Origin of the sequence: Streptomyces sp. GD-15H (assembly GCF_045291515.1) — a bacterium.
GTDB lineage: Bacteria > Actinomycetota > Actinomycetes > Streptomycetales > Streptomycetaceae > Streptomyces.
The window spans coordinates 6649910-6675340 of the sequence record NZ_CP149447.1 but is presented as its reverse complement, the minus strand read 5'-3'; the positions used below and the strand labels follow the sequence as shown (position 1 = coordinate 6675340).

General features: G+C 71.1%; 28 protein-coding genes and 1 pseudogene. 15 read left to right on the top strand and 14 right to left on the bottom strand.

What is annotated here, in order from left to right; genetic code table 11:
- Positions 1 to 3: 3 nt before the first annotated feature.
- The gene (fabG, locus tag WJ438_RS31515; RefSeq protein WP_406728236.1) at positions 4 to 708 is read right to left on the bottom strand and encodes a 3-oxoacyl-[acyl-carrier-protein] reductase; all 705 of its coding nucleotides are present in this window, start codon (positions 706 to 708) and stop codon (positions 4 to 6) included.
- 223 nt (positions 709 to 931) lie between these two features.
- Positions 932 to 1102, bottom strand: a complete 171-nt coding sequence (locus WJ438_RS31510; RefSeq protein ID WP_406728235.1) for a hypothetical protein — start codon at positions 1100 to 1102, stop codon at positions 932 to 934.
- Positions 1103 to 1693: 591 nt separating this feature from the next.
- On the opposite strand from WJ438_RS31510, the gene WJ438_RS31505 reads away from it, so the two are divergent.
- The 3 genes from WJ438_RS31505 to tyrS all read left to right on the top strand — a co-directional run bounded on the left by WJ438_RS31505 (position 1694) and on the right by tyrS (position 5993).
- On the top strand, positions 1694 to 3217 hold the full coding sequence (locus WJ438_RS31505) for a TldD/PmbA family protein (RefSeq protein WP_406728234.1): 1524 nt from the start codon (positions 1694 to 1696) through the stop codon (positions 3215 to 3217).
- Positions 3214 to 4644 (top strand): metallopeptidase TldD-related protein, encoded by a 1431-nt coding sequence (locus tag WJ438_RS31500; RefSeq protein WP_406728233.1) that lies wholly within the window; start codon positions 3214 to 3216, stop codon positions 4642 to 4644. The genes WJ438_RS31505 and WJ438_RS31500 overlap by 4 nt, the downstream gene beginning before the upstream one ends.
- Positions 4645 to 4724: 80 nt before the next feature.
- Positions 4725 to 5993, top strand: coding sequence for a tyrosine--tRNA ligase (gene tyrS, locus WJ438_RS31495; RefSeq protein ID WP_406728232.1), 1269 nt, complete (start codon positions 4725 to 4727; stop codon positions 5991 to 5993).
- Positions 5994 to 6077: 84 nt separating this feature from the next.
- Here the strand turns inward: tyrS and WJ438_RS31490 are convergent.
- Positions 6078 to 6358: pseudogene (locus WJ438_RS31490) on the bottom strand (GlsB/YeaQ/YmgE family stress response membrane protein).
- A gap of 266 nt (positions 6359 to 6624) precedes the next feature.
- Here WJ438_RS31490 and WJ438_RS31485 point away from each other — a divergent pair.
- The gene (locus tag WJ438_RS31485) at positions 6625 to 7020 is read left to right on the top strand and encodes a DUF3099 domain-containing protein (RefSeq protein WP_406728231.1); all 396 of its coding nucleotides are present in this window, start codon (positions 6625 to 6627) and stop codon (positions 7018 to 7020) included.
- A 264-nt stretch (positions 7021 to 7284) separates the two neighbouring features.
- Entirely contained in the window at positions 7285 to 7509 is a 225-nt protein-coding gene (locus WJ438_RS31480) for a hypothetical protein (protein ID WP_109383225.1), read from the top strand.
- Positions 7510 to 7544: 35 nt separating this feature from the next.
- Here the strand turns inward: WJ438_RS31480 and moaA are convergent, their stop codons facing one another.
- The 3 genes from moaA to WJ438_RS31465 all read right to left on the bottom strand — a co-directional run bounded on the left by moaA (position 7545) and on the right by WJ438_RS31465 (position 10689).
- A complete protein-coding gene (moaA, locus tag WJ438_RS31475) occupies positions 7545 to 8534 on the bottom strand; it encodes a GTP 3',8-cyclase MoaA (RefSeq protein WP_406728230.1) in 990 nt (329 codons plus the stop codon).
- Positions 8535 to 8707: 173 nt separating this feature from the next.
- On the bottom strand, positions 8708 to 10336 hold the full coding sequence (locus WJ438_RS31470; protein WP_406728229.1) for a cation acetate symporter: 1629 nt from the start codon (positions 10334 to 10336) through the stop codon (positions 8708 to 8710).
- Positions 10333 to 10689 (bottom strand): DUF485 domain-containing protein, encoded by a 357-nt coding sequence (locus tag WJ438_RS31465; protein WP_406728228.1) that lies wholly within the window; start codon positions 10687 to 10689, stop codon positions 10333 to 10335. Before WJ438_RS31465 ends, WJ438_RS31470 begins: the two co-directional genes overlap by 4 nt.
- Before the next feature lie 265 nt (positions 10690 to 10954).
- Here WJ438_RS31465 and WJ438_RS31460 point away from each other — a divergent pair, with 265 nt between their 5' ends.
- The 5 genes from WJ438_RS31460 (at position 10955) to WJ438_RS31440 (ending at position 17049) form a co-directional block, all read left to right on the top strand.
- A complete protein-coding gene (locus WJ438_RS31460) occupies positions 10955 to 12490 on the top strand; it encodes a S8 family serine peptidase (RefSeq protein ID WP_406728227.1) in 1536 nt (511 codons plus the stop codon).
- 237 nt (positions 12491 to 12727) lie between these two features.
- Positions 12728 to 14176, top strand: coding sequence for a CoA transferase (locus tag WJ438_RS31455; protein ID WP_406728226.1), 1449 nt, complete (start codon positions 12728 to 12730; stop codon positions 14174 to 14176).
- A gap of 153 nt (positions 14177 to 14329) precedes the next feature.
- The gene (locus WJ438_RS31450; protein ID WP_406728225.1) at positions 14330 to 15334 is read left to right on the top strand and encodes a CopD family protein; all 1005 of its coding nucleotides are present in this window, start codon (positions 14330 to 14332) and stop codon (positions 15332 to 15334) included.
- A 130-nt stretch (positions 15335 to 15464) separates the two neighbouring features.
- Positions 15465 to 16451 (top strand): DEDDh family exonuclease, encoded by a 987-nt coding sequence (locus WJ438_RS31445; protein WP_406728224.1) that lies wholly within the window; start codon positions 15465 to 15467, stop codon positions 16449 to 16451.
- A 166-nt stretch (positions 16452 to 16617) separates the two neighbouring features.
- Positions 16618 to 17049 (top strand): recombinase family protein, encoded by a 432-nt coding sequence (locus tag WJ438_RS31440; RefSeq protein WP_406728223.1) that lies wholly within the window; start codon positions 16618 to 16620, stop codon positions 17047 to 17049.
- Between the two features lie 24 nt (positions 17050 to 17073).
- Here WJ438_RS31440 and WJ438_RS31435 read toward each other — a convergent pair whose 3' ends face one another.
- The 3 genes from WJ438_RS31435 to WJ438_RS31425 form a co-directional block, all read right to left on the bottom strand.
- On the bottom strand, positions 17074 to 17322 hold the full coding sequence (locus WJ438_RS31435; RefSeq protein ID WP_406728222.1) for a hypothetical protein: 249 nt from the start codon (positions 17320 to 17322) through the stop codon (positions 17074 to 17076).
- An 86-nt stretch (positions 17323 to 17408) separates the two neighbouring features.
- Entirely contained in the window at positions 17409 to 17789 is a 381-nt protein-coding gene (locus WJ438_RS31430) for a hypothetical protein (RefSeq protein WP_406728221.1), read from the bottom strand.
- Positions 17786 to 18037 carry a hypothetical protein gene (locus tag WJ438_RS31425; protein ID WP_406728220.1) on the bottom strand — a complete coding sequence of 84 codons (252 nt, stop codon included), beginning with the start codon at positions 18035 to 18037 and terminating at the stop codon, positions 17786 to 17788. Before WJ438_RS31425 ends, WJ438_RS31430 begins: the two co-directional genes overlap by 4 nt.
- Before the next feature lie 289 nt (positions 18038 to 18326).
- Here WJ438_RS31425 and WJ438_RS31420 point away from each other — a divergent pair, with 289 nt between their 5' ends.
- The 5 genes from WJ438_RS31420 to WJ438_RS31400 all read left to right on the top strand — a co-directional run bounded on the left by WJ438_RS31420 (position 18327) and on the right by WJ438_RS31400 (position 23091).
- The gene (locus WJ438_RS31420; RefSeq protein WP_406728219.1) at positions 18327 to 19205 is read left to right on the top strand and encodes a YceI family protein; all 879 of its coding nucleotides are present in this window, start codon (positions 18327 to 18329) and stop codon (positions 19203 to 19205) included.
- A 47-nt stretch (positions 19206 to 19252) separates the two neighbouring features.
- Entirely contained in the window at positions 19253 to 19456 is a 204-nt protein-coding gene (locus tag WJ438_RS31415) for a hypothetical protein (RefSeq protein ID WP_406728218.1), read from the top strand.
- Positions 19457 to 19637: 181 nt separating this feature from the next.
- Positions 19638 to 20438 (top strand): SURF1 family protein, encoded by an 801-nt coding sequence (locus tag WJ438_RS31410; RefSeq protein WP_406728217.1) that lies wholly within the window; start codon positions 19638 to 19640, stop codon positions 20436 to 20438.
- Between the two features lie 111 nt (positions 20439 to 20549).
- Positions 20550 to 22331: a glycoside hydrolase family 15 protein gene (locus WJ438_RS31405; RefSeq protein WP_406728216.1), complete on the top strand. Its 1782-nt coding sequence runs from the start codon at positions 20550 to 20552 to the stop codon at positions 22329 to 22331.
- 4 nt (positions 22332 to 22335) lie between these two features.
- Complete coding sequence (locus WJ438_RS31400; protein ID WP_406728215.1) at positions 22336 to 23091, top strand: SDR family oxidoreductase; 756 nt, start codon at positions 22336 to 22338, stop codon at positions 23089 to 23091.
- 30 nt (positions 23092 to 23121) lie between these two features.
- Here the strand turns inward: WJ438_RS31400 and amaP are convergent, their stop codons facing one another.
- From amaP to WJ438_RS31375, 5 genes are read right to left on the bottom strand one after another with little or no spacing between them, the layout of a single operon-like run.
- The gene (amaP, locus tag WJ438_RS31395; RefSeq protein ID WP_406728214.1) at positions 23122 to 23700 is read right to left on the bottom strand and encodes an alkaline shock response membrane anchor protein AmaP; all 579 of its coding nucleotides are present in this window, start codon (positions 23698 to 23700) and stop codon (positions 23122 to 23124) included.
- A 5-nt stretch (positions 23701 to 23705) separates the two neighbouring features.
- On the bottom strand, positions 23706 to 24335 hold the full coding sequence (locus WJ438_RS31390) for a DUF6286 domain-containing protein (RefSeq protein ID WP_406728213.1): 630 nt from the start codon (positions 24333 to 24335) through the stop codon (positions 23706 to 23708).
- Positions 24332 to 24718, bottom strand: a complete 387-nt coding sequence (locus tag WJ438_RS31385; RefSeq protein WP_406728212.1) for a hypothetical protein — start codon at positions 24716 to 24718, stop codon at positions 24332 to 24334. The genes WJ438_RS31390 and WJ438_RS31385 overlap by 4 nt, the downstream gene beginning before the upstream one ends.
- Entirely contained in the window at positions 24715 to 24900 is a 186-nt protein-coding gene (locus WJ438_RS31380; RefSeq protein WP_406728211.1) for a hypothetical protein, read from the bottom strand. Before WJ438_RS31380 ends, WJ438_RS31385 begins: the two co-directional genes overlap by 4 nt.
- A gap of 31 nt (positions 24901 to 24931) precedes the next feature.
- The gene (locus WJ438_RS31375) at positions 24932 to 25426 is read right to left on the bottom strand and encodes an Asp23/Gls24 family envelope stress response protein (protein ID WP_406729865.1); all 495 of its coding nucleotides are present in this window, start codon (positions 25424 to 25426) and stop codon (positions 24932 to 24934) included.
- Between the last annotated feature and the right edge of the window lie 5 nt (positions 25427 to 25431).

Genomic DNA, 25431 nt, shown 5'->3' with positions numbered 1-25431 from the left:
CGTTCAGTGACCCATTCCCAGTCCGCCGTCAACGGGAATGACGGCTCCAGTGATGTACGAGGCGTCGTCCGAGGCGAGGAACCGCACGGCCGCGGCGATCTCCTCCGACCGCGCGTACCGGGCGAGCGGCACCTGCGCGAGGATCTTCGTCTGCTGCTCCTCGGTGAGCTCCCTGGTCATGTCGGTGTCGACGAAACCGGGCGCGACGACGTTGAAGGTGATGTTGCGCGAGCCCAGCTCACGGGCGAGGGAGCGCGCGAAGCCGACCAGCGCGGCCTTGGAGGCGGCGTAGTTCGCCTGCCCGGCGGAACCGAGGAGCCCGACGACCGACGAGATGAGCACGACGCGGCCCTTCTTGGCCCGCAGCATGCCGCGGTTGGCGCGCTTGACGACGCGGAAGGTGCCGGTGAGGTTGGTGTCGACGACGGACGTGAAGTCCTCCTCCGACATCCGCATCAGCAACTGGTCCTTGTTGATGCCGGCGTTGGCGACCAGCACCTCGACGGGACCGTGCGCTTCCTCGATCTCCTTGTAGGCCTGCTCCACCTGCTCGCTGTCGGTGATGTCGCACTTGACGGCGAGGAAGCCCGTGGGGGGCTCACCCGAGCGGTACGTGATCGCGACCTTGTCACCGGCATCGGCGAACGTGCGGGCGATGGCGAGGCCGATGCCCCGGTTACCTCCGGTGACGAGAACCGAGCGGCTCAACGGATCACCCTTTCGATAGCGGTCTGGAGCCCCTGCGAGACAGGCGCCTTCTCCGAAAACCTATCGGTCGCCACGTGCCGGAGGGCATTCGGGCACCAACAGTGGCCGAGGGGACTCACTGTCGGGTCCCTACAGAAACGGCCCGGTCTTCAGTCGTTCATATCAGGTGCGTGAGCGTGCAGACCTTCGGCACGAGCGGTCTCGAGCATTATGCGGTCATAGCTCACCAGGGCGTCGGATCGTCCCGCAGTGACAGTGCGCCGGCCACATGGATCGCGTCCAGCGTCCTCAGGCGCCCGACCAGCAAGGCCGCTCCGTCGCGCACCTCCCGGGTGAGGAGGATCTCGGTGATCCGGGCGTCCAGGTCCTCCACCGTCTTGGGAAAGTGCCCCATGAGGTCCGCCGCACCAGCACCGGCCGTTGCGCGGCGGGGGAGGCGGGGGACAGGCGGCCGCCTGTCCCCCCGCGAGCCAGTTCAGCCGGTAGGCGGACCGGGCCGACGCGGTGTCGAGGACTCCGCCGCTGTCGTTCACATGCGCTTCGAGGCCGCTCACCGTCCCCCGGCCGACCGCCAGGTGCGTGGTCCCCTGGACGGACAGTTCGCGCAGGGGCGCTCGACCTGCCGCAGATGGCCGGCTTGGTCGTCACCGTAGGCGTCCACGGCGGACGGCGAGCGCCGCAGCAGTCCGGCGAACTCGTCCGGTGGCCAGAACAGGACGCAGGTCCTCGGTGGGCCGATACGGCGAACAAACGAATCAAAACCACCTGCGCCCGCGACGCCACAACGGACGCACGGGTGCAATTCTCCAGCCTCACGGCCTCCAGGGAGCCGACGGCGGGGACTTCTGCAGTTTGCCCGTCCGCGTCAGCAGCCACGTGTCGTCAACGGACGGTACGGGCGGTGGCTGCAGCACGTCACTCGCCGTGGTTCACTGCCCTCACAGCGAAGACGCCGCGCTCACCGAGCACCAGGGAGATCTCCTTCATGCCCCGTGAAGTCGACCAGTCGTTCCTGGCGCTGCCGCTGCGCGCCCTCGCCGACGCCGCGCTCGCGCGGGCGCGGGCGCTCGGGGCGGAGCACGCGGACTTCCGTCTGGAGCGGGTGCGCAGCGCGTCCTGGCGGTTCCGGGACGCCAAGCCGGCCGGGTCGTCGGACACCACCGACCTCGGGTACGCGGTGCGCGTGGTGCACGGCGGGACGTGGGGGTTCGCGTCCGGGGTGGATCTCACCCTCGACGCCGCTGCCAAGGTCGCCTCGCAGGCCGTGGCGATGGCGCAGCTGTCGGCGCGGGTGATCCGGGCGGCCGGGTCGAAGGAGAGGGTGGAGCTGGCCGACGAGCCCGTGCACGCCGACCGGACGTGGGTCTCCTCGTACGAGATCGATCCGTTCACCGTGCCCGACGCGGAGAAGGCCGGGCTGCTGGCCGAGTGGAGCGGGCGGCTGCTGGCGGCGCGCGGGGTCGACCATGTGGACGCCTCGCTGCTCACCGTGCACGAGAACAAGTTCTACGCCGACACGGCGGGCACCGTCACCACCCAGCAGCGGGTGCGGCTGCACCCGGTGTTCACGGCCGTGTCGGTGGACGAGTCGAGCGGTGAGTTCGACTCCATGCGTACCCTCGCGCCACCCGTCGGCCGTGGCTGGGAGTACCTGACGGGCACCGGCTGGGACTGGGACGGCGAGCTGGAGCGGATCCCCGGGCTGCTCGCCGAGAAGATGCGCGCGCCGAGCGTCGAGCCGGGCCTGTACGACCTGGTCGTCGACCCGTCCAACCTGTGGCTGACGATCCACGAGTCCATCGGGCACGCCACCGAGCTGGACCGCGCCCTCGGTTACGAGGCGGCCTACGCGGGCACCTCGTTCGCCACCTTCGACCAGCTCGGCAGGCTCAGGTACGGCTCGGAGCTGATGAACGTCACGGGCGACCGCACCGCCGAGCACGGTCTGGCGACCGTCGGCTACGACGACGAGGGCGTCGAGGCGCAGTCCTGGGACCTGGTGAAGGACGGCACGCTGGTCGGCTACCAGCTGGACCGGCGGATCGCGAGGCTGACCGGGTTCGAGCGGTCCAACGGGTGCGCGTTCGCGGACTCCCCCGGGCATGTTCCGGTGCAGCGCATGGCCAATGTGTCGCTGCGGCCCGATCCCGCCGGGATGTCGACCGAGGATCTGATCGGGGGCGTGGACCGGGGCATCTACGTCGTCGGTGACCGGTCGTGGAGCATCGACATGCAGCGGTACAACTTCCAGTTCACCGGGCAGCGCTTCTTCCGCATCGAGAACGGGCGGCTCACCGGGCAGGTGCGGGACGTCGCCTACCAGGCGACGACCACCGATTTCTGGGGCTCCATGGCGGCGGTCGGCGGTCCGCAGACGTATGTCCTCGAGGGTGCCTTCAACTGCGGCAAGGCCCAGCCGGGGCAGATCGCGGCGGTCTCGCACGGCTGCCCGTCCGCCCTCTTCAAGGGAGTCGGCATTCTGAACACCACGCAGGGGACGGGCCGATGAGCGCGCGTGTGCCTGACGGCATTACTTCGTTGACCACCACCAAGCCGCACGAGCTCGTCGAACGTGCTCTGGAGCTGTCCCGGGCCGACGGCTGTGTCGTGATCGCCGACGAGCAGTCGAGTGCCAACCTGCGCTGGGCGGGCAACTCGCTCACCACGAACGGTGTCACGCGCGGGCGCACGCTCACCGTCATCGCGACGGTGGACGGCCGGGAGGGTACGGCGTCCGGCGTCGTGTCCCGGTCCGCGGTGACCGCCGACGAACTGGAGCCCCTGGTACGGGCCGCCGAGGCCGCCGCGCGGGGCGCCGGGCCGGCCGAGGACGCCCAGCCGCTGGTGACGGGGGTGACTGAGTCCCCCGAATTCACGGAGGCGCCCGCGGAGACCTCCTCCGCCGTGTTCGCCGACTTCGCGCCGGCGCTCGGTGAGGCGTTCGCACGCGCGCGTGCGGGCGGCCGGGAGCTGTACGGCTTCGCCCACCACGAGCTGGTCTCCAGCTACCTCGGTACGTCCACGGGGCTGCGGCTGCGGCACGACCAGCCGGGCGGGACGTTGGAGCTGAACGCCAAGTCGCCGGACCGTACCCGCTCGGCGTGGGCGGGCCGTGCCACGCGGGACTTCGAGGACGTCGACCCCGCGGCGCTCGACGCCGAGCTGGCCGTGCGGCTGGGCTGGGCCGAGCGGCGGCTCGAGCTGCCCGCGGGCCGGTACGAGACGCTGCTGCCGCCGACCGCCGTCGCGGACCTGCTGATCTACCAGCTGTGGTCGGCCTCGGGCCGGGACGCGGCCGAGGGCCGCACGGTGTTCTCCAAGCCGGGCGGCGGCACCCGGATCGGCGAGCGGCTGACCGGGCTGCCGCTGAGCCTGCGCAGCGACCCCGCCGAGCCGGGGCTGGAGTCGGCGCCCTTCGTGATCGCCCACTCCTCCGGGGGCGACCGGTCGGTGTTCGACAACGGGCTGCCGCTGACGGCCACCGACTGGGTGCGCGACGGCGAGCTGAACCGTCTGACGACCAGCAGGCACAGCGCGGCCCTGACCGGGCTGCCGGTGGCCCCGGGCATCGACAACCTGATCCTGGACGGGGGCGAGGACCGCTCCCTGGAGGAGATGGTCGCGGCCACGGATCATCGTGGGCCCTGCCTGCTGCTGACCTGCCTGTGGTACATCCGCGAGGTGGACCCGGCGACGCTGCTGCTCACCGGTCTGACCCGGGACGGCGTCTACCTCGTCGAGAACGGCGAGGTCATCGGCGAGGTCAACAACTTCCGGTTCAACGAGTCGCCGGTGGATGTGCTGGGCCGTGCCACGGAGGCGGGGCGTACGGAGAGGACGCTGCCCCGGGAGTGGGGCGACTGGTTCACCAGGGCCGCGATGCCACCGCTGCGCGTCCCCGATTTCAATATGAGTTCTGTCAGCCAGGGCGTATAACCTCGTAGTCGTTCGCCCCGGTGGTCACCCGACCGGCCGAGGACCGGCGAACCGAAGATCATCGAGGAGACACGAGAACCGTGACGGACATCGTCGACGAGCTGAAGTGGCGCGGGCTGTTCGCCCTGTCCACCGACGAGGACGCTTTGCGCAAGGCGCTCGCGGACGGTCCCGTCACGTTCTATTGCGGCTTCGACCCGACCGCGCCGTCACTGCACGTGGGGCACCTGGTGCAGGTGCTCACCCTGCGCCGGCTCCAGCAGGCCGGTCACCGGCCGCTGGCGCTGGTCGGCGGGGCCACGGGCCAGATCGGCGACCCCCGCCCGACCGCCGAGCGCACACTGAACGACCCGGCGACCGTCGCCGGCTGGGTCGACCGGCTGCGTGGCCAGATCGAGCCGTTCCTGTCCTTCGAGGGCGAGAACGCGGCCGAGATGGTCAACAACCTCGACTGGACGCAGAACCTCTCCGCCATCGAGTTCCTGCGGGACATCGGCAAGCACTTCCGCGTCAACAAGATGCTGACGAAGGAATCCGTCGCGCGGCGTCTGGAGTCCTCCGAGGGCATCAGCTACACGGAGTTCAGCTACCAGCTCCTGCAGGGCATGGACTTCCTCCAGCTGTACCGGCGCCACGGCTGCACGCTCCAGCAGGGCGGCAGCGACCAGTGGGGCAACCTCACGGCGGGCCTGGACCTGATCCACCGGCTGGAGCCGGGCGCCACCGTCCATGCCTACGCGACGCCGCTCATGACGAAGGCGGACGGCACCAAGTTCGGCAAGACCGAGGGCGGCGCCGTCTGGCTCGACCCGGAGATGACGACGCCGTACGCGTTCTACCAGTTCTGGCTGAACACGGATGACCGGGACATCTCCCGTTACCTGCGCATCCTGTCCTTCAAGTCCCGCGAGGAGCTGGAGGAGCTGGAGCGGCAGACGGCGGAGCGTCCGCAGGCCCGTGCCGCCCAGCGCGCCCTGGCCGAGGAGCTGACGACCCTGGTGCACGGCGCCGACCAGACGGCCGCCGTGATCGCCGCGTCGAAGGCGCTGTTCGGTCAGGGTGAGCTGGCGGAGCTGGACGAGCGGACACTGACGGCGGCCCTTTCGGAGGTGCCGCATGTCCGGGTCGCCGAGCTCGGTCCGGTCGTCGACCTGTTCGCCGAGGTCGGCCTGGTGCCCAGCAAGTTGGCCGCGCGGCGCACGGTCAAGGAGGGCGGCGCCTACGTGAACAACGTCAAGGTCACGGCCGAGGACGCCGTCCCCGCGAAGGAGGACCTGCTGCACGGGCGCTGGCTGGTGCTGCGCCGGGGCAAGAAGAACCTGGCGGCGGTGGAGGTCACGGCCGCCTGAGCCGCCGCCGTCCGGTCGCCCGGGCACCCGACGGGGACGCACCACCTCGGACGGCACCGGGCGACGCCTCGGCGGGCCCGTACGTCAGGCCCGCTGACGCCTGCGGCCGCCCCGCATCTGCATGTAGAGCATGTCGACGACGAAGACGATGACGACCGCCGCCACCAGCTGGAAGATGTGCCGGCCCAGTCGATGCCCGCGGTCTCCTCGATACCGAAGCCGCGCGCGAGCGCGTTGCCCGCGATGGCGCCGAGGATGCCGCAAATGGTGGTCAGCCACAGCGGGCTGTGCTGCTTGCCGGGGATGATCGCCTTGGCGATCAGACCGAGCACGAATCCCACGATGATCGCCCACAACCAGCCCATGACTGCCTCCTGGTACGCCTAGACGCGAGCGTTACGGCCAGTGTCGGCCCGGACCCTTTGCGCCGCATGTCGGGTGCGCCGTATGCGTTTCGGCGCAGGCAGGGCGGACGGACCCGGGGGATGGACGGGCGGCGGAACAGGGTGCCCCGGTCTCGTGGGCGGTGTGGGCGCGGCGTAACGTGGTCTTTGTGCAGGCCCGGCGCCCCGGCCGGTCGCGAGACGGTCGGAGGCGGGGAGAGTCCGATACGGGCGGATGGTGGAACGTGATGCGGAAGCAGCATGGCGGCAGCGTCCAGGTGTTCCGGATCACCGGTGCCAGGGCGGGCCTCCACGACGATGTGCGCGGGCGGCAGCGCCGGTATGTGATCTCGATGGTCATTCGTACGATCTCGGTCATCCTCGCGGCGACGCTCTGGAACGTGGAACGGCACGTCGCGATCGTGGCGCTGGCCCTCGGCATGCTGCTGCCGTACATCGCGGTGGTGATCGCCAACGCCGGGCGCGAGAACGCGCCGTCGCTGCCGTCGACCTACCTGGCGACGCAGGTGCGGCCGATGATCGAGCCGTCGCGGACGGATGACGGTGCGGCGGAATCCGGGACGGAGGATGTGGCGGCCGAGCCCACGCCCGGTACACGAACGGAGCGGCCCGAGCCGTCATGACCTTCGGAACATGACCATGACCAGCCGGAAGCGGAAGACGCTTCCCCGCCAAGCTCAGGAAATGCTCAGCTCAATCATGTTGTTCCGGTGCCGGGGGCGGGGTGACCCATGACATACTTCGTACGCGCTCCGCATCCCCCGTCGGAGCGACGGACCGACGCCGGGCAGCTCCCCCCGTGGCTGCCCGGCGTCGCCTTTGTTCCGGGTGTGACAGGTGCTCCCGGCCGTTTCCCCTGGGCCGGTCGGGTTAGGGTCGGCGGTGTGATGGACCCTGATCCCGAGACGCCGATCTGTTCCGCCAAGGGCTGCCGTGCCGCCGCCGTGTGGGTGCTCGCCTGGAACAATCCGAAGATCCACACGCCGGAGCGCCGTAAGACCTGGCTCGCGTGTGAGGAGCACCGGGAGCATCTGTCGCAGTTCCTCGGCGTACGCGGGTTCCTGAAGGACGTGGTGCGCTTCGAGGAGTGGCGGGCCCCCGAAGAGGCGTAGCCTCGCGCCCTGCCCCTCCCCGGTCCTTCGGCGCTTCAGCCGCCGATGGCGGACATCGGGCGGTCGGGCTGCACGAACGACGGGTCGTCGAGACCGGCGCCCGCCTTCTTGCCCCACATGGCCAGCCTCCAGATCCGGGCGATCTCCTCGTCGGGCGCGTCGGAGCGCAGGGCTGCGCGCAGGTCCGTCTCCTCGGTGGCGAACAGGCAGGTGCGGATCTGTCCGTCGGCGGTGAGGCGGGTGCGGTCGCAGGCCGCGCAGAACGGGCGGGTGACGGAGGCGATGACGCCGACGCGGTGCGGGCCGCCGTCGACCAGCCAGCGCTCGGCCGGGGCGGAGCCGCGGGCCTCCTCGCCCTCGGGGGTCAGCTCGAAGCGGGTGCGCAGGGAGGCGAGGATGTCGCCGGCGGTGATCATGCCGTCGCGCTTCCAGCCGTGCTGGGCGTCCAGGGGCATCTGCTCGATGAAGCGCAGCTCGTAGTCGTGTTCCACGGCCCAGGCCAGCAGGTCGGGGGCCTCGTCGTCGTTGAGTCCCGGCATCAGGACCGAGTTGACCTTCACCGGGGTCAGCCCGGCCTCGCGGGCCGCGTACAGGCCGTCGATGACGTCATGGTGGCGGTTGCGGCGGGTGAGGGCCTTGAAGACGTCCGGGCGGAGCGTGTCGAGGGAGACGTTGACCCGGTCCAGACCCGCCTCCTTCAGGGCCGCCGCGGTGCGCCCGAGGCCGATGCCGTTGGTGGTGAGGGACATCTCGGGGCGGGGCTCCAGGGCCGCGACCCGCTCGACGATGCCGACCAGGCCGGGGCGGAGCAGGGGTTCACCGCCGGTGAAGCGGACCTCCTCGATGCCGAGAGAGGTGACGGCGATGTCGATGAGGCGGACGATCTCGTCGTCCGTGAGCAGGTCGGGCTTGGCCAGCCACTGCAGGCCCTCCTCGGGCATGCAGTAGGTGCACCGCAGATTGCACCGGTCGGTCAGTGACACCCTCAGGTCGGTGGCCACTCGGCCGTACGTGTCGATGAGCACGTGGGCCCCCTCCCTCGACTCGGATCACTCGGATCACGTGTACTCCGGCTATCTGCGAGCCTACGTGACGGCACCGACAAGCACAGCGGTCCGAGACGACGGGATGTACGGCGGCCGCGTCGTACGGAGCTCCGGGAGAGCTCCGTACGACGCGGCCCGGCCGCCGGTGCGGGTCAGTGGGCGCCGGTGCCGGTCAGCGACCGGACCTCCAGCTCCGCGTACTTCTTGACGTCCGGCTCCTCCTTGGACAGGACCGTGCCGAGCCAGCCCATCAGGAAACCGAACGGGATGGAGATGAGGCCCGGGTTCTTCAGCGGGAACCAGGAGAAGTCGACGTCGGGGAACATCGCGGTCGGGTCGCCGGAGACGACGGGTGAGAACAGCACCAGGCCGACGGCGACGAGGAGACCGCCGTAGATCGACCACAGGGCGCCCTGGGTGGTGAACCGCTTCCAGAACAGGCTGTAGAGGATCGTCGGCAGGTTGGCGGACGCGGCGACCGCGAAGGCCAGTGCGACCAGGCCGGCCACGTTCAGGTCGCGGGCGAGGGCGCCGAGCGCGATGGAGACGACGCCGATGAGGACGGTCGCCCAGCGGGCCGCCCTCATCTCCTCCTTCTCGGTGGCCTTCCCCTTGCGGATGACGTTGGCGTAGATGTCGTGCGCGAAGGAGGACGACGAGGCGAGGGTGAGACCGGCGACCACGGCGAGGATCGTCGCGAAGGCGACCGCCGAGATGGTGGCGAGCAGGATCGCGCCCCAGGCCGAGTCGACGCCGCCCAGATGCAGGGCGAGCAGCGGGGCGGCCGTGTTGCCGGACGGGTTGGAGGCGATGATCTCGTCCTGGGAGATCAGCGCGGCGGCGCCGAATCCGAGGGCGATGGTCATCAGGTAGAAGCCGCCGATGATGCCGATGGCCCAGTTCACGGACTTACGGGCGGCCTTGGCGTTGGGCACCGTGTAGAAGCGGATCAGGATGTGCGGCAGGCCGGCGGTGCCGAGCACCAGGGCGATGCCGAGGGAGATGAAGTCCAGTTTGGAGATGTCGCTCCCGCCGTACTGGAGGCCGGGCTCGAGGAAGGCGGCGCCCTTGCCGCTGTTCTCGGCGGCCTTGCCCAGCAGGTCGGAGATGTTGAAGTTGAACTTCAGCAGCACCAGGAAGGTGATCAGGATGGTGCCGCCGATGAGCAGCACGGCCTTGACCATCTGCACCCAGGTGGTGCCCTTCATGCCGCCGATGGAGACGTACACGATCATCAGGACGCCGACGAGGGCGACGATGAGGAGCTTCCCGGCGTCGGAGGTGATGCCGAGCAGCAGCGAGACGAGGACGCCGGCGCCCGCCATCTGGGCCAGCAGGTAGAAGATCGACACCACGATGGTGGAGGTGCCGGCCGCGGTGCGCACGGGCCGCTGGCGCATGCGGTAGGCGAGGACGTCGCCCATCGTGTAGCGGCCGGAGTTCCGCAGCGGCTCGGCGACCAGGAGGAGGGCGACCAGCCAGGCGACCAGGAAGCCGATGGAGTAGAGGAAGCCGTCGTAGCCGAAGAGGGCGATGGCGCCGGCGATGCCGAGGAAGGACGCGGCCGACATGTAGTCGCCGGAGACCGCGAGTCCGTTCTGGAAGGCGCTGAACTGGCGTCCGCCCGCGTAGAAGTCGGCGGCGTCCTTGGTCTGCCGGCCCGCCCACACGGTGATGCCGAGGGTCGCGACCACGAACAGCGCGAACAGGGTGATGATGAGCGGGCGGTGCTCGCCCGCCTCGCCCGCGGCGAGCTGGATGTGCGTGATCGAGGGGCTCATGCGCCGCCCTCCATACGGGTCTTGATGGCCTCGGCCTTGGGGTCGAGATTGGCGGCGGCGTGCCGGGAGTACCACCACGCGATGAGGAACGTGGTGACGAACTGCAGGACACCGAAGACGAGGGCGACGTTGATGTTGCCGAACAGCTCCGTGCCCATGAAGCCGCCCGCGTAGTTCGAGAGCAGCACGTACAGCAGGTACCAGAGGATGAAGCCGACGGTCAGGGGGAAGGCGAAGGAGCGGTGGGAACGGCGCAGTTCACCGAACTCAGCGCTCTCCTGCACCGCGGTGAACTCCTCGGGTGTGGGGAGTTTGTGTTCCTCTGCTGAGGGGGGTGGTGCTTCGGCGGCCACGGAGTCTCCTCGCGTTGCGGGTGCGGTTACGACGGGGACGGGGGCGAGTGTCCTCGCGCTCCCTGCACAACGTCACGGCGCCACGCGAGCACCGGTTCAACGGTCCGCGCTTTCTTTTCGGGGGACGTTTTCCGAAGTCGTTACGGCAAAACGTTGTTGGCCGGCGAGAGCACGGGATAACTTCACCCTGCACCACCCGTCATGTACCTGCCCGAGCACCACCTGTGCCGCGGGTGGTTTTGTTTCCGGATGATGTGGAGATCCCATGGCTGATCTGCGTTCCAGACGCCGTCTCGCCCTCGCCGTGCCTGTCGCGCTGTCCCTGACCGCCTCGCTCGGCTTCCTGCCGGTGGCGGCGTCGGCAGCTCCGCAGGCGGTGTCGGTGGCGGAGCAGGCGACGGACGCGCCCGCCTTGGCGTATGTCGTCAACACCAAGGCGGACCACCGCACCATCGCGTCGGTGAAGAAGGCGATCGCCGCGGCCGGCGGGACCGTCGTGGTCACGTACGACAAGATCGGTGTGATCGTCGTCCACTCGGCGAACCCGGACTTCGGCAAGGAGATTCGTGCCGCGCGGGGAGTGCAGTCCGCCGGGGCCACCCGTACCGCGCCGCTGACCCCGGCCGGGACGACCGACGTGGGCGCCGCCGACTACATGACGGACGCCGAGGCCGCGAAGACGAAGGCCGCCTCGGACAAGGTCCCCGGCAGCGAGCCCCTCGAGGCCGACCAGTGGGACCTGCGGGCGATCGGCGCCGACCAGGCCGCACAGATCAACCCGGGCAGCCGCGAGGTGACCGTCGCCGTGATCGACACCGGCGTCGACGACACCCACGACGACCTCAAGTCGAACTTCTCCGCCGCCCAGTCGGCCAACTGCGTCGGCGGCAAGGCGGACACCAGCGAGGGCGCCTGGCGCCCGTACACGGACGAGGACTACCACGGCACCCACGTGGCCGGTGAGATCGCCGCGGCCCGCAACGGCATCGGCGTCGCCGGTGTCGCGCCCGGCGTGAAGGTGTCCAGTATCAAGGTGAGCGACCCGAACAACGGTCTCTTCTACCCGGAGAACGTCGTCTGCGCCTTCGTGTTCGCCGCCGACCACGGCGTCGAGATCACGAACAACAGCTACTACGTGGACCCGTGGCTGTACAACTGCAAGGACGACCCCGACCAGAAGGCGATCGTCGACGCGGTCAACCGGGCCCAGCTCTACGCGCAGCGCAAGGGCACCCTGCACGTCGCCTCGGCCGGCAACTCCAACCACGACCTGGCCTCGGACGCCATCGACGACGCCTCCAGCCCCAACGACACCACGCCGGTGACGCGCACCATCGACCCGTCGGAGTGCCTGGACCTGCCGACCCAGCTGCCGGGTGTGGTCACGGTCAGCGCGACCGGCGGGCAGAACGCCAAGTCGTTCTACTCCACCTACGGCAACCGCGTGGTGGACGTCGCGGCACCGGGCGGCGACAGCCGCTACCAGCTGCCGGACACGCCGTCGAAGAACGGCCGCATCCTGTCCACCATGCCGAACAACGGGTACGCCTTCCTCCAGGGCACCTCGATGGCCTCGCCGCACGCCGCCGGTGTGGCCGCGCTGCTGAAGTCCAAGCACCCGCGGGCGACCCCGGCCATGCTGCAGGCGCTGCTGAAGGCGCAGGCGGACAACCCGGGCTGCCCGGCCTCCTACGACCAGGACGGCGACGGAGTGCAGGACGCGACGTGTGAGGGCGGCGAGCGGGTCAACGGCTTCTACGGCTTCGGCATCGTCGACGCGCTGGACGCGGTGACGCGGTAGTCGTACCGCGTGGCCTGTGGAAGTGGAAGGGCCGGGCGATCCGCCCGGCCCTTCCGGTGTCCCGGGGTCCGTACGGGTGGGCCCATGGACAGGTCACCAGCGGGTGCCCGAGTGCGATGATCGGCTCATGCCGCACGGGCGGTGCTGGACGCCGGTTCGCAGGAATCCGATTCCCCCCTCGCGCGGGCCGTACCCCCACCCCGATGTGAAGGCCCGAGTCTCCCCGGAGGTAACCCGATGACCGACACCGAACCCCGCATCGGCATCGCGGCCGCGTGGTCCTCACTGGGCGGCGATCCGGCCCTCCTCACGCGCGTGTCGACCGTCGAGCGGCCCGAAGTGCTTCCCGCGCGGCTGCCGGTACGGGAGCTGGCGCGCGCCTGTGTGGGCGCGTGCGCGCTGGCCGCGGCCGAACTGGGCGCGCGGCGGGCGGCGCGTACGCCTTCGGGACGCGCTCCTACGGGGCGTCCCGGCGTGCCCGGGACGCCCGCGGTGCGGGTGGACGACGGAGCGGTGGCTGCGGCGTTCGTCAGCGAGCGGCATCTGCTGGTCGACGGGCGGGCCCCGGTGGCCTTCGCGCCGCTGTCGCGTTTCTGGCGCACGGCCGACGGATGGGTGCGCACCCACGCCAACTACCCCCACCACCGGGCCCGGCTGCTCGCCGCGCTGGGCACGCCCGAGGACGCACAGGCGGTGGCGGCGGCGCTCGCCGAGCGGTCGGCCGTCGAGGTCGAGGAGGCCGTGTACGCCGCCGGGGGACTCGCCGCCGCGCTGCGGACGCCCGCGCAGTGGGCGGCGCACGGGCAGGCCGCGGCGGTGGCGGAGCGTCCGCTGGTGGAGCGCGGGCGGCTGGACGCCGCACCCGCGCGCGTGCTCACCCCCGTGGGCCGCGGTCCGCTGCTGCCCGCGGCGGGGCTGCGGGTACTGGACCTGACGCGGGTCGTCGCGGGACCGGTCGCCACCCGCACGCTGGCCCTGCTCGGCGCGGACGTGCTGCGCCTCGACTCCCCGCGGCTGCCCGAACTCCCCGACCAGCACGTCGACACGGGGTTCGGGAAGCGCTCGGCCCTGCTGGATCTGACGGCCGACCGGGATGTCTTCGAGGAGCTGCTCGCGACGGCGGACGTGGTGGTCACCGGGTACCGGCCGGGGTCTTTGGACCGCCTCGGGCTGAGCCCCGAGGCACTGGCCGAGCGCCGGCCCGGGGTGGTCGTGGCGCAGCTGTCGGCGTGGGGTGCGTACGGGCCGTGGGGCGACCGGCGCGGCTTCGACAGCCTGGTGCAGGTGGCCACGGGGATCGCGGCGAGCGAGGGTTCGGCGGAGCGGCCGGGTGCGCTCCCGGCGCAGGCCCTCGACCACGGCACGGGGTATCTGCTGGCGGCGGCGGTGCTGCGGGCGCTGACCGAGCAGGCGGACGAGGGCGGCAGCCGGTTCGTGGGGCTGGCGCTGGCGCGGACGGCGGGCTGGCTGCGGGAAGGAGCCGCACACACGCCTGCGCCGACCGGAGGGGCAGCGGCCGCTCCCGCCCCGGTCGCGGGCGGGTCCGCCGGCGCATGGCTCACGGAGGCGGACAGTGTGCAGGGGAGGCTGCGGTACGCCCGGCCCCCGGTGTCGTTCGCCGGAGGGCCCCGTGACTGGACCCGCCCACCCGGACCGTGGGGGGCCGACACCGCGCGGTGGGGATGACGGTGGGGGACGGCGTCGGGAACGACGGACCGCGGGCGGTGTCGGCAGCCGTACGAGCACGCCCAGAGGGCCACATCCGACCTTGGCGCGAATTGCCCCCCGCCTCCTCATCCCACGCTTGCCCGTCCTGTGAGCGCTTGTGAAGATCCTGGGGTGACTCTGACGAATCCCAGGTCCGGGGTGACCGGTGCGCACAGGGGCGCGCGGCGTTCCGGCACCGGCCCGGCCGTCGCCGTACTCGTGCTGGTGGCGCTGGCGGCGCTGATACCCCTCCTCGGCCCGCCCCCCGCCCTGCACGGCACCGGTGAGGCCCCGGCGCCCGGCACCGGCGGCATAGCCCTGCTGCGGACGGTGCTGTTCGCGGCCCTGGCGGTACCCGTCGGCGAACTGTTCGTGAAACGGCTCCTGCCTTCCGTGCCCCACGCGCCCCCGGCCGTGCCCCGCAGCTGGTCCACCGTCGCGAACGCCGTCGGTTTCGCGGCCGCCATCGGACTCGCCTCCGTCGTGGCCACCGGCAACCTGGTTCCCGAAAGCCTCGCCGCCATCGACGTGGGCGGCCTGTACGACTCCCGGGACGGCAAGCTGGCCCTCCTGGAGGTCAACGCGTTCCTCGTCGCGGCCCTGTGCGCCGCCTCCGGCCGTCCGGGCACGCAGGCCTGGCCGCTGGCCGCGGTCGTCGCCGCCGAGGCCCTGCGCGCGCACCCGAAGACCGAGTACACCCCGCTGATCGGATCCGGCCTGACACTGATTCACCTGACCTGCGCCTCACTCTGGGTGGGCGGCCTGCTGTACGCGCTGCGCACCATGCGGGCGTGGCGGGGCTCGGAAGCGGGGGGCGTGCTGCTGGGGCTGTACGCGCGCGTGGCGGCCGTTCTGCTGGTCGCCATCACCGCGACCGGGGTGTGCAGTTCACTGCGCCGGATGCCGCCGGGGACGATCCTGGAGCAGTTGACGGACACCGCGTACGGGCGCGTCCTGCTCGCGAAGGTGATCCTGATGGCCGGTGTCGCGGCCCTCGCCCTGTGGGCCCGGATCCGGCTGGCCCGCGCGGGACCGCTGAGCGCCCGCGGTCCCGCGCGGGCGGAGGCCTATCTGCTGGCCCTGGTGGTGGCGGTGTCGGGCCTCCTGACGGCGCTCCCGGTACCGATCCGCTGGTGAGGCCGGGCGACGGGCCCGCACGGCGGCGCTCCCGCCACACCCGTCCGGACATTCCCGGCATCCGAACAGACCGGCCCGCACGGTACCTGACAGACAGGGATGTCAGTCGTGGCCCGTATCCTCATGAACCATGCTCGAAGACCTCACGACCGCAGCGTCCTCCCCCACCGCCTGGCCGGCCTCGTATCCGCGGGGATACGCGGTCGTCGACGTGGAGACCACGGGGCTCGCCCGGGACGACCGCATCGTCTCCGCGGGCGTCTACCAGTTGGACGCGCACGGCGAGGTCGAGGACCACTGGTACACGGTGGTCAATCCGGAGCGGGACCCCGGCCCGGTGTGGATCCACGGTCTGACGAGCAAGGCGCTCGAAGGGGCGCCCCTTTTCGGTGACGTCGCCGGAGAGTTCGCCACCCGGCTGGAGGGCCGGGTCCTCGTCGCGCACAACGCCGTCTTCGACTGGCAGATGATCGCCCGCGAGTACGCCCGCGCCGGCGCGCAGGCGCCGGTGAAGCAGCGGTTGTGCACGATCGTCCTCTCCAAGGAGCTCCGGCTGCCGCTGCCCAACCACAAACTGGAGTCGCTCGCCGCGCATTTCGGTGTGGTGCAGCGGCGCGCGCACCACGCGCTGGACGACGCGCGGGTGCTGGCGGAGGCGTTCCGGCCCAGCCTGCGGGCCGCGGCGGTGAGCGGGATACGGCTGCCGCTGCACGAGTGCCTGCCGCTGACGGAGTGGACCGACCGGCCCGGCATCGGACAGCAGGCCGGGTACGGCGGCGGTCATCGGCCCACCAGCTGGCGCCCCTCCCGCAAACGGCCCGCCTGCCCCTACCCCAACCCGGGCCGGTACCGGCCGGGCGAGCCGCTCAAGCAGGGCATGCGGGTCGCGTTCTCCGGTGACACCTCCGTGGAGCGGGACCTGCTGGAGGACCGGGCGACCGAGGCCGGGCTGCATGTCGCCACCAGCCTGTCCCGGCTGACCAGCCTCCTCGTCACCAACGATCCGGACTCGGGCACGTCCAAGGTGGTCAAGGCCCGGCAGTACGGCACCCCGGTCGTGGACGAGGCGGCCTTCGGCCAGCTGCTCGGTGACGTCGAACCCGCGTCGGAGCGCTGACCGAGCCGACGGCGAGCAGGGTGCCGTCCGCGCGCCGAGGGGCGGCGCCGTCCGCCTGCCCGCCGGAGGGCGGACGACCGTAGGGACGGGTGATTACCGGCGACTCGCCCGCCACCCACTCGCCCGCACCGGACTCACGGGCGCACCCTGCGGCGCATGGCGACGTATGAAGGCAGGGCTGCTCACTCCCGAGGAAGCAGCCGAGGAGGAGTGCAAGGGCGTCCTGTTCGGCCGGCTCGAAGACAACCCGAGAAAACTCGACCCCAAGAATTCCAGGATCAGGAAGAAGACCGTGGAGAAACGCATCGCCGGCGACAAAGCGGCCACGGTCATGAAGCGGCTTGCTGCCGAGAATACGATCAACACCGCCACGGGAAAGCACTTCACTCGGGGCGGCACTGAGGCCATGATCCTCGCCCCGCGAAACCGGGGCATTCGGACCCACGACGAAGAGATCGCCTACGTTGATGACGACGAGATCGTCATGGGTCACTGGGACCCGATCCTCGACAGTCCCGACACCTGGTACCCGGTGCAGGCCAAAAAGGTCGCGCTGGCCGGTTCGACCCGGCCCGAGTCGGTCTTTTTCGCACCCTGATCCGAACTCCAAGGGGTCCGTCGACTACACAGCAGGACCCACCTTGTCCACGATGCCGACCTTGCCCTCCGCGCGGGCACAGTGCGCGCCGCAGTACCAGTGCCCATCCGCCTCGACGCCTTGGCCGATGATCTGCACCCGGCAGTGCTCGCAGATGGGGGCCATGCGATGGATCGCACAGGCGAACGAATCGAAGACGTGACGTGCCCCGTCCTGAGTCTCGACGGTGAACGCCAACGCGTAGTCATTCCCACACACTTCGCAACGTGTCATAAGCCTCATCATCAGAGGCGGGACAGGCACTCGCAAGCCGGCAGCGCTACGCCCACCGAACGTCACATGTGGCGGGCGTAGCACTGTCACTTCAATTCCATCAGCTCCAGTGACGTTTCCTCAGCGGTTTTCACTTCCATGAAGTGTTGCAGACGAGTGCGGCCTGTGCGACGCGTCCGATCCGACTGGGGCTGATCGCGACGTGCTGCAGCGCGCGATCGCTGTTTGAGCTCGGTGGCGGCTCGCTCGCCCAGGGCGCGGATGCCACGCAGAAGCCGGTCGTGGGGGCGGAAAGGGGTGTGGACGCCTTTGCCGGCGTCCGTGCAACCGGCGTCGACAGGCCCTTGCGGGCTGCCGGCGTAAAGGGCGGGCACGGCATGGATGCGGGCGGCACGCAGGTCATGGACGCTGCCGGGTTCCGCAGCGGAGACCCATGGCGAGGCGCCGTCCGGGACCACGTGGCTCATCTCCTGCGCGCGGCAGCGGTCCAGGACCTCGGGCAGTTCGGGGCGCGGTCGGCCAGGACGTCGATCCCTTCGTGCAGGTAGCGGTAGCCGGTGGCCTGCAAGATTCCCGCATCGCGGGCCAGGCAGTGCACACAGCCGGCTTCGCGGAACCAGCGCAGCACGAACACGGCCGGCCGGAAGGGGCCCAGCGCCCACGAGCCTTTCGGCGTGCCGATCCGGCGGTGGGCGGCCAGCAGCCGGCCACGCACTCCACCGCGTGGCGCGGGACATCGAGCACGGCGACACGGGTGACCAACGTGAAGCCTCTGGTCCAGCGGACGATCTTGTGGCGAGAACCGTCCGCCAGGGGCTTCACGTCTGTCCCACCCGGACCGCCGCTGTCCGACCCGACTCGGAGCACCCAGATCAACCCCATTCGCGTCAATTGTTTCACCGAGAAAACATCAAGGTAATTGCCTATTGCATTCAAAGCCTCGAGGGTGATCGAATACGTGTCCGGCAATCGGTGTTCTTGACGTTACGCAGAGGGTGTCGCACATGATGGGCCGCTGGTTGGCAAGCCGAACGAAACAGCATCAGACGGGCCCCCTGGCAGCTGTGCAGACTCCCTCGAATGCCGGGGTGCTGAGCTGCCGGGTCCTCAGCCCGGCCAACGAACCGGTGCCGCACGCCCGGTTCGCGGTCAGCGACACCGTGGGACGCAAACTGGTCGAGGGCGGGACGGACCCCTTCGGATCGTTCGTGGCCACGGTTCCGGCGGGGGAGTACCGGCTCGCGGTGCTCGCCGAGGGGTACATGCCGTACCGGGTGCCGTGCACGGTCACCGAGAACTCCCTCGCTTCACTCGGCGATGTGACCCTGCAGGTGGCACAGCCGCTGGAGATGCCCGCGCCGGGCGACTGGGAGATCGATCTGGCGCACTCCTCGATCGCCTGCACCGCGCGGCACATCGGACTGGCCCGGGTGCACGGCCGGTTCAACTCCTTCGCGGGGGTGGTGCGGATTACCGACGACGCGGCGCAGACGGCGATGCACGTGGTGATCGACGCGGCGACCATCGACACCAATATGAGGATGCGCGACGACCATCTGCGGTCGGCGGACTTCCTGGACGTGGCGCGGTTCCCGACCATCGAGTTCTACAGCAACCAGTTCGTGCCCCGGGGCGGCAACCGGTGGGACGTCATCGGTGAGCTGTGGCTGCGCGGGGTGGCGCGTACGGTCACGCTGGACATGGAGTACCTCGGGCTCGGCAACGGCATGCAGGGCGAGGCCCGGGCGGCCTGCCGGGTCACCACCGAACTGCACCGCGATGACTTCGAGGTGAACTGGCAGACGATGCTGGCGCGGGGTATAGCCGCCGTTGGCCCCACCATCCGGGTCGACATCGACGTGCAGGTCGTGCCCAAGAGCTGACCGACTGACCTGGCGTTCGCTGCCCCGGGAGCGCCCGGCAAGGGCTCTTGGGAGCGAAGTGGGACATCGCTGGTGCTGCCGCCGAGGAAGCGGTGGAGACGCTCGGCGAGCGGGCCGGTACCGGCAAGGAGCCGCAGCTCGTCCGGACCGCCCACTGGCCCGTCGTCCTGCGCGACGAGGGGAAACGGCTGAGCCCCGGCGAACTGGACGAGTTCGCCGGGGAGCGGGAGGGCCGGCGCGAGGAACCGTAGCGCCGGCCACCGGTGCCGAGCACCGCCGGGTGCAGATCATCGGTTGGGGCGTGGAGGCCGAGGGCCATGGGTACTGCGACGCCCACCGCGCACGTGCGGAGGGAAGGACGGGGATCGTCGACCGGGTGTGAGGACGTACCCGCCTGAATACACCCCACTGCTCTGGTTGTACGGTCGAGGGGTGTACCGCTTCCTGTTGTCCCGCCAGTGGGTGATCCTCACCCTCCTGGCACTCGTGCTCATCCCGACGATGATCGAGCTGGGCTTCTGGCAGTTGCACCGTCATGAGCGCCGGGTCGCCCTGAACCAGGTGATCGCCCATTCCCTGGCGGTCGAGCCGGTGCCCGCCGAGTCCCTGACCTCGCCCGGAGCGAAGGTCGAGCACGAACACCTGTACCGCAGGGTGACGGCGAGGGGAAGCTTCGACACCGCCGACGAGGTCGTCGTGCGCCGCCGTACCAACGCGGACGACGAGGTCGGCTACCACGTCCTGACCCCGTTCGTCCTCGAGGACGGCAAGATCCTGCTGGTCAACCGGGGCTGGGTTCCCGCGGACGGTCCGAGCCAGAGTGCGTTCCCCGAGATCCCCGCACCGCCCGAGGGGGAGATCACCGTCACCGGGCGGCTGATGCAGGACCAGACGACCGAGGACAGCGGCATCAAGAACCTCGAGGGCCTGCCCGACCGGCAGATCATGCTGATCAACAGCGAGCTGGAGGCCCAGCGGCTCGGCAAGGAGGTCCTCGGCGGCTACGTCGAGCTGACGGAGCCCGAGCCGAGCGGTGACACCCCGGAGCAGATCGCCGCCCCCGTGCACGACGAGATCGGCCCGCACATGGCGTACGCCGTCCAGTGGTGGCTGTTCACCGCGGGTGTCCCCATCGGTTGGGTGATCCTGGTCCGCCGCGAAGCACGGGAGCGTGCGGAGCAGGCGGAGGCCGGGTCAGCAAACACGGAGGAGACCGAACCCTCGGCGGTCTAGCGCGCCGGGCGACGGTGCGGCCACGCGCACCGTCACCACCACCGCGACGGTCGTCGCTCTCCCCCGGCTTCGTCCCTGATTGCCGCCCCGGCGGCCGGGCATCCGCACTTCGTGCACCGTATCGAGGACTACGCGCTCATCGGCGACGAACAGACCGCTGCCCTGGTGGGCGCGGACGGGTCCGTCGACTGGCTCTGCCTGCCCCGCTTCGACTCCGGCGCCTGCTTCGCCCGGCTGCTCGGCGACGAGACCAACGGTCACTGGCGCATCGCGCCGCTGGGCGCCGAGCGGTCCACGCGCCGCGCCTACCGCCAAGACACCCTCGTCCTGGACACCGAGTGGGAGACCGACGCGGGCGCGGTGCGCGTCACCGACCTGATGCCGCAGCGCAACCGCGCCCCCGACCTGGTGCGCATCGTCGAGGGCGTACGCGGCGAGGTGACCGTCCGCAGCACGCTGCGGCTGCGTTTCGACTACGGCTCGGTGGTGCCCTGGGTGCGCAAGGCCGACGGCCACCGGGTGGCGGTCGCGGGGCCGGACTCGGTGTGGCTGCGCAGTGTGCCGGAGGTGCCCACCTGGGGTGAGGACCGGTGCACTCAATCCGAGTTCACGGTCGGTCCGGGCGAGCGGGTCGCGTTCGTCCTCACCTGGCACCCCTCCCACGAGCCGCGCCCGCCGCTGGTCGACCCGTACTCCTCGCTGCGGCACAGCATCGCCGACTGGCGTGCGTGGGCGTCCCGGTGCCGTTACGCCGGTCCGCACCGGGACGCCGTGGTCCGGTCCCTGATCACGCTCAAGGCGCTCACCTACTCCCCCACCGGCGGCATCGTCGCCGCGGCCACCACCTCACTGCCGGAGGATCCGGGCGGGGTGCGCAACTGGGACTACCGCTTCTGCTGGCTGCGCGACTCCACACTGACCCTGAGCACGCTGCTGGCGGCCGGGTACCAGGACGAGGCGGAGGCCTGGCGCAACTGGCTGCTGCGCGCGGTCGCGGGCGACCCCGCGGACCTGCAGATCATGTACGGGCTGGCGGGCGAGCGACGGCTGCCCGAGGCCGAACTGCCGTGGCTGTCCGGCTTCGGCGGCGCCGTCCCGGTACGGATCGGCAACGACGCCGTCAACCAGCTCCAGCTGGACGTGTACGGCGAGGTCGTGGACTCGCTGGCGCTGGCCCGGCGTTCCGGCCTGTCCCCGCACCCGGACGTGTGGGCCCTGCAGAGGGTACTGCTGGACTTCCTGCGCACGGCCTGGCGGCAGCCGGACGAGGGGCTGTGGGAGGTGCGCGGCGGCCGCCGCCACTTCGTGCACTCCAAGGTGATGGTGTGGGTGGCCGCGGACCGTGCCGTGCGCACCCTGGAGGAGAGCCCGGACCTCGAGGGCGACATCGACGGCTGGCGCGCATTGCGCGACGAGGTGCACCGTGAGGTGTGCGAGAAGGGGTACGACCCCGAGCGGAACACGTTCACGCAGTCCTACGGCTCGCGTGAACTGGACGCCGCGCTGCTGCTGATCCCCCGGGTGGGTTTCCTGCCGCCCGACGACCCCAGGGTGCTCGGCACGATCGACGCGGTCCGCGCGGAGCTGGGGCAGGACGGGTTCGTACGCCGCTACACCCCGGACGCCGCGCCCGTCGACGGCCTGCCCGGTAAGGAGGGCACGTTCCTGGTGTGCTCGTTCTGGCTCGCGGACGCCCTGCACATGGCGGGCCGGAAGGATCAGGCGCGCGAGCTGTTCGAGCGGCTGCTGGGGCTGGCCAACGACGTGGGTCTGCTGGCGGAGGAGTACGACACCAAAGATGAGCGGCTGCTGGGCAACTTTCCGCAGGCGTTCAGTCATATCGGCCTGGTGGACACCGCTCTCACCCTGTTCGGGGTCGAGGAGGCAGGATAGGGCCATGGATCTTGGACTGAAGGACCGGGTGTACATCGTCACCGGGGCGACCCGCGGACTGGGCAACGCCGCGGCTCGTGAGCTGGTCGCGGACGGTGCGAAGGTGGTCGTCACGGGGCGGGAGGAGAAGAGCGTCGCCGAGGCGGTCGCCGGTCTCGGGCCGAACGCGGTCGGCGTGGCGGTCGACAACGCCGACCCTCAGGCACCGGCGCGGCTGATCGCGACCGCGCGTGAGCGGTTCCACCGTTTCGACGGCATCCTCGTCAGTGTGGGCGGGCCGCCGCCCGGGTTCGTCGCCGACACCACCGACGAACAGTGGCAGTCGGCGTTCGAGTCGGTGTTCCTGGGCGCGGTACGACTGGCCCGTGCCGCCGCCGCGGAGCTGGGCGAGGGCGGGGTCATCGGCTTCGTGCTGTCCGGCTCGGTGTACGAGCCGCTCCCCGGCCTGACCATCTCCAACGGCCTGCGCCCCGGACTCGCCGGCTTCGCCAAGTCCCTCGCGGACGAGCTGGGCCCGCGCGGCATCCGCGTCGTGGGCGTGCTTCCCGGGCGGATCGACACGGACCGGGTCCGTGAACTCGACGCCCTCTCCGCCGACCCGGAGGCCACCCGCCAAGCGGCCCAGTCCCTCATCCCCCTGCGCCGCTACGGCACCCCGGCCGAGTTCGGCCGCGCCGCCGCCTTCCTCCTCTCCCCTGCCGCCTCCTACCTCACCGGCGTCATGGTCCCGGTGGACGGCGGGACACGGCACGGGTTCTAGGGCCTGTCCGGTTGCGGGTCGGGGGCGTGCTCAGCTGACGCGTTCCGGGCGGTGTTTGACCGCTCGTAGGCGGACCTCGGCCGGGAGGGTGGTCAGGCCTGCCGCCTCGCGGGCGTGGGCCAGGGCTCCGGTGGTGAGGGTGTTCAGCGCGGTGCCGGGGTCGACGTGGGGTTCCAGACGGAGGCGGACGCGGGTCCGCGGGGCACCGCGGCGGCCGGTCAGCCGGACGTGGGCCTGGTCGACACCGTCCAGCCGGTCCGCCTCCTCGGCGAGTACGGCCTCCAGGGCCCGGCCGCGCAGGACCGCGCCTTCGCCGTCGCCGGTGTCGACGAACACCTCGGCCGGCCGGCGTCGGCGCACCACCGCGACCAGCCACCAGAGCAGGAGCAGGACGAGCACCGCGAGCGCGGCGATCACGACCGGCCACCACCAGCCCGCGTCCCGCCACCGGGTCCGCTCGGCGTCGTCCAGCAGTACGTCGTGCCGTCCGTGGTGCAGCCACCAGGAGGGCGCCGGCGCCCCCAGCCCGATGGCCAGCACGGACCCGCCGAGGGCCACCAGGAGCAGGCCCACGATCCCGAGCAGTACACGGTTGACGACCCTGATCACCAGCCTCACCCTTTCCGGCCGGGACGCCGCACCCGTACCGACAGGGCGGGCGGCCGGGACAGCCCCAGGCCCCTGACGGCGTCGGCGAGTACCGCGTCCAGATCGGCCCGTACGTCGTCCAGTTCACGGAAATGCGACACCGCGCGGACGTCGGCCCGCTTGCGGGCCACCCGTACCCGCACCGCCTGCACCCCGGCGATCTCCATGGCCCGGTCCCGCAGCACCATCGCCGCCGCGTCCCGGTCGAGTCCGGCGCGTACGTCGTGGTGGGCGCGGCGCATCGGGAGCAGGGCCCGCAGCCCGGGGGTGAGGGCCAGCAGGAGCAGCCAGAGTCCGAGGGCGGTGGCGACCCCGGCGCCCAGCAGCACCCAGACGTCGTCCAGTGGCCGTTCGGCCAGTTGGCGGGCCAGTTCCCGGCGCCAGCTCATCGCGGGCCGGTCGGCGCGCACCGCGGCGATGTCGTACAGGAACGCCACCACGACCACCAGGAGCAGCAGCGCGAGCAGGCCCGCGGGGACCCTGCGCGCCGACCAGAAACGCCGGGCGCCGCGGGCCGCGGCGCCCTCCGGCGCGGGTGGCGGTGTCTTCTCCAGGACGGTACCCGCGGGCTGCTCGACAGCTCCGGGTTCGCTCATCGGACCCTCCCCCGTGCCGCTCCCGGCGCCGCCGCCAGGTGCAGCCGTTCCACCTGGACGACGACCTCCGGCACCCGCATGCCCGCCAGCGCGGACACCCGTTCGACCACCTGGCGGCGTACCTGCCCGCACCGGCTGCCGATGTCGCCGGGGTAGCCGAGTTCGATGTGGACGCGGATCCGCGCGGTGTCGTCGCGGTGGACGACGACCGTGGCGTGCGGCGGCTCGGCGTCCGGGGGCAGCGGTCCGAGCGCCTCACGGGCCGCCCGGGAGGCGAGCTTCGCGACCACCCGGTCGGCGATCCTGGTCGCACCGCGCTCGCGCGGCGGCACGACGACGCGGGCGTCGTCGGACCAGTCTTCCGCCGTGCTCACCGGTGTCACCGCCGACGATCGTCACGGGTACGGAAGAAGTCACCGAGCTCCAGGTCCCCCTGGAGGAACCGCCCGGCGACGAAACCGATGGCCCCCAACGCGGCCACCAGCACGAAGGCCCCGAACCCGCCGAAGTATCCGGCGAAGCCCAGCGCCATGCCGGCGATCATGCCGACCACGGCCATGTTCATGATGCGCTCCTCAGCTCCTCAGGGGTTCGCCTCACTGGAGACGGCTCTCCGGCTCCTCGTCCTCCTCGTCCGGCAGCTTCACGTCGCTCACCGCGATGTTGACCTCGACCACCTCGAGGCCGGTCATCCGCTCGACCGCCGCGACGACGTTCTCCCGCACGGCCTTGGCGACATCGCTGATGGACACGCCGTAGTCGACGACGATCTCCAGATCCAGCGCGGTCTGTACCTCGCCGACCTCGACCTTCACGCCACGCGTCGCCGATTTCGACCCGCCCGGCACCCGGTCGCGCACGGCCCCGAAGGTCCGGGACAGGCCGCTGCCCATGGCGTGCACGCCGAACACGTCCCGCGCGGCGAGACCGGCGATCTTCTCCACGACGCCGTCGGCGATCGTGGTGCGGCCACGGGTGGCGGGGTCGCCTCCGCCACGCCGGGCGCCCGGCCCCTGGCGCGCGGAGGTGTCCGGCACGGTCTTCTCCATGTCGGTGGCCCTCGTCGAGCCGCCCTCCGTCATGTCGGTCATCGGCG